The organism is Collinsella aerofaciens (assembly GCF_040910185.1).
GTDB lineage: Bacteria > Actinomycetota > Coriobacteriia > Coriobacteriales > Coriobacteriaceae > Collinsella > Collinsella aerofaciens_BF.
The window spans coordinates 1-2,728 of the sequence record NZ_JBDGBA010000040.1 but is presented as its reverse complement, the minus strand read 5'-3'; the positions used below and the strand labels follow the sequence as shown (position 1 = coordinate 2,728).

2 protein-coding genes are annotated in these 2,728 nt (G+C 59.5%); both read left to right on the top strand.

Features of this window, described 5'->3' with window-relative positions; all coding sequences use genetic code 11:
* On the top strand, positions 1-871 hold an 871-nt coding region (locus AB5Z54_RS09745; RefSeq protein WP_368161396.1), incomplete at its 5' end, for a homocysteine S-methyltransferase family protein.
* A gap of 158 nt (positions 872-1,029) precedes the next feature.
* A complete protein-coding gene (locus AB5Z54_RS09740) occupies positions 1,030-2,430 on the top strand; it encodes a phosphoglucomutase/phosphomannomutase family protein (RefSeq protein WP_368161394.1) in 1,401 nt (466 codons plus the stop codon).
* Positions 2,431-2,728 lie beyond the last annotated feature (298 nt).

The following is a 2,728-nucleotide window of genomic DNA, read 5'->3' as shown; positions in this document are numbered from 1 at the left end:
CTTTGGTGCCGAGGAACTTACGCGCCGCTTGTCGAGCGAGACCTTGTTGGCGCAGGGCCCCATGGGCAGTGTTTTGTTGAGTGAGTACGATGCCGCCGACATTCCACCGGCGTTTTGGAATCTGGCAGAGCCGCAGACCGTTTCTCGTATCCATCGCTTGTATGTCGCCGCCGGCGCGCAGGTGCTCATTACCAATACCTTTCAGGCATCGAGCTATGCCCTCAAGCACGACCAGATTGCGCCGTCCGTGGCGGAGGTCAATCGCGGGGCCGTCGACGATGCCCGCCAGGCGCACCCTCAGCTACTGCTGGGCTCGATGGGCCCGATCGGTATTGAGTGGTTTGCCGAGGACTCTGTCGAGTATCGTGAAATCCGCGGCATTGCGCGTGAACAGGCGCACGCCTTGCTCAATGCTGGTGTTGACGGTCTGCTGATCGAGACGGTGACGTCTATCCGTAATCTGCAGCCCATGCTTGCCGGCGCCCGAGATGCCGCCGACGGCATGCCTGTTCTGGTGAGTTTTGTCGTTGACGATAAAGGCGACCTGCTGGGCGATGGCCTCAACATCGAGGCAGCCGTTTTGTACGCCGAAAAACACGGCGCAAACTCGGTTGGTGTTAATTGCTGTTCGCTTGCGGCCGCGAATGCGGCGGTGCCCAGGATGGTTGCATCGGCGACTACTCCCGTTACGGTGCGTCCCAACGTAGGCGATCCGGTCCAGACTCAGGATGGCCCCGTATGGCACGAGAATCCCGAAGCTTTCGCGCGCGCATGCATCGAATGGAGACATGCCGGCGCCGCAATGGTGGGCAGTTGCTGTGGAACCACGGCAATCACTACGGCAGCGATGGCCGAGGCGCTCGATATATAAAGGGCAAAACCGCTCCATACGGGGCGGTTTTTTTATTGCTTGCATGTCCTCGGCAGCATTTGCCCAAATGGTGAATGCTGGTGCCGGCAGGTTGCTGAGTGCGTGTTGCGGGTATACCTCACGCGTACCATGATCCAAACACTGTGAGGTGTCTGCGCGTGTGCGCGATAATTCATTTTGGAACTGACGGTTGGCGCGCTCGCGTCGATGAGGACTTCACTGCCGATAACGTTGCCCGTATCGCCGATGCCGTCGGCGAGTTGTGGCAAAAGACCAATCCGGGCAAAACGGTATATATAGGGTTCGACACCCGGCCCCTGGCGAGCGAGTTCGCTGAGCTTGCGGCGGGCGTGCTAGCAGCGCACGGGCTGGACGCCGTGCTCGCTTCGCGACCTGTTCCGACCCCTGCCCTTACGTGGGCGGCGGCTTATGACGGTGAGGCGTGCGGCGCGCTCATGGTGACGGGGTCCCATCATCCGCAGGGTTATCTGTGCCTCAAGATTCGCATGGGTGACGGCTCGACCGCCAACCAGGATGTCATCGAAGAGCTCGAAGAGACCATGGCTCCCGAGCCAATGGGGATCGAGGGGCAATATCGCACCGCGGATATCATTCCTGACTATATGCAGGCGGTGGCATCGTTTGTCGATGCCGAAGCCATCCGCGGCGCGCACCTGCGCGTGGTTGTCGATCCCATGGGCGGCGCAGCCCAGGGTTATCTAGCCGACTTGCTGCGCGAGCTTGGCGTTGAGGTGCACGAGATTCACGCCGGGCAGGCGTCTGACCAAGAAGATATCTGCCCCGACCCCGTTGAGCCTTGGGTGGACGCTTGCGAGCGCACGGTTATCGATGACGGAGCTTGCGCTGGTCTGGTGACCGACGGCGACGCCGACCGTATCGGTGCGGTTGACGAGCGCGGCAGATATATACATCCGCATCAGATCATGGCGCTCGTTTTGGGCGACTTGGTTCAATTTCGTAATTTGGAGGGGCGCGTCGTCGTCAATCTTTCATGCTCGACGCTCGTGCGTCGCATTGCCGAGGCGCTTGGCTGCCGCGTGACCGTCAAACCAGTCGGTTTCAAATATATAGCGGCGGAGATGAAAAAGGGCGGCGTCCTCATGGGCGGCGAAGAAGCCGGTGGTATCGGCATCGCCGCGCATATGCCCGAGCGCGATGGAATCCTCGCCTGTCTAATTCTGTGTGAGCTTATGGCAAAGACGGACGCGCCTTTGGGCGTTCTGGTCGACCAACTCGAGGACAGTTTTGGTAAGACGAGTTACGGTCGACGGGATTTGCGCCTTGAGGCCGAAGATGCCGAAACGTTACGAACCCTGCTGCCGGGCGTAAACCCCAAGTCGATTTGTGGCAAGGTGCCGCAAAACGTTAGTCATATGGATGGCTTGCGTTTGTCATTCGAGGATGACACGTGGCTGCTGGTCCGTCCTAGCGGGACCGAACCGGTGGTGCGCGTCTACGCCGAGGGGTTCTCGGTGGAAGAACGCGATGAGTTGCTCGATGCTGGCTGTGCTTTAGCTAGGGGGACGTATCCGCTTTAACCATGAGACTGCCTTATATAAAGAGATACTCGGCGAGCGGTAGTTAACAGCTGGCAAACGTTAGTCGGATCACAAGATGTGTAGGAAATGTGTACGACCAGATTCCCGCCCGCGGGGCCCCTCCGGTCTGGCAATATATCTCCTTGCCGCGCGGCCCGGTCGGACCGGATCAGCCGCGGGGCATGCACCTTGAGAACCGGATACTGCGAGGATGGACACTTCGAGTGTCGCATCCGGGCAGACATCGAACCATTTGAAATGGTCTAACTTGGATTTGTTTTTCGCAAGGCCGCCGAGA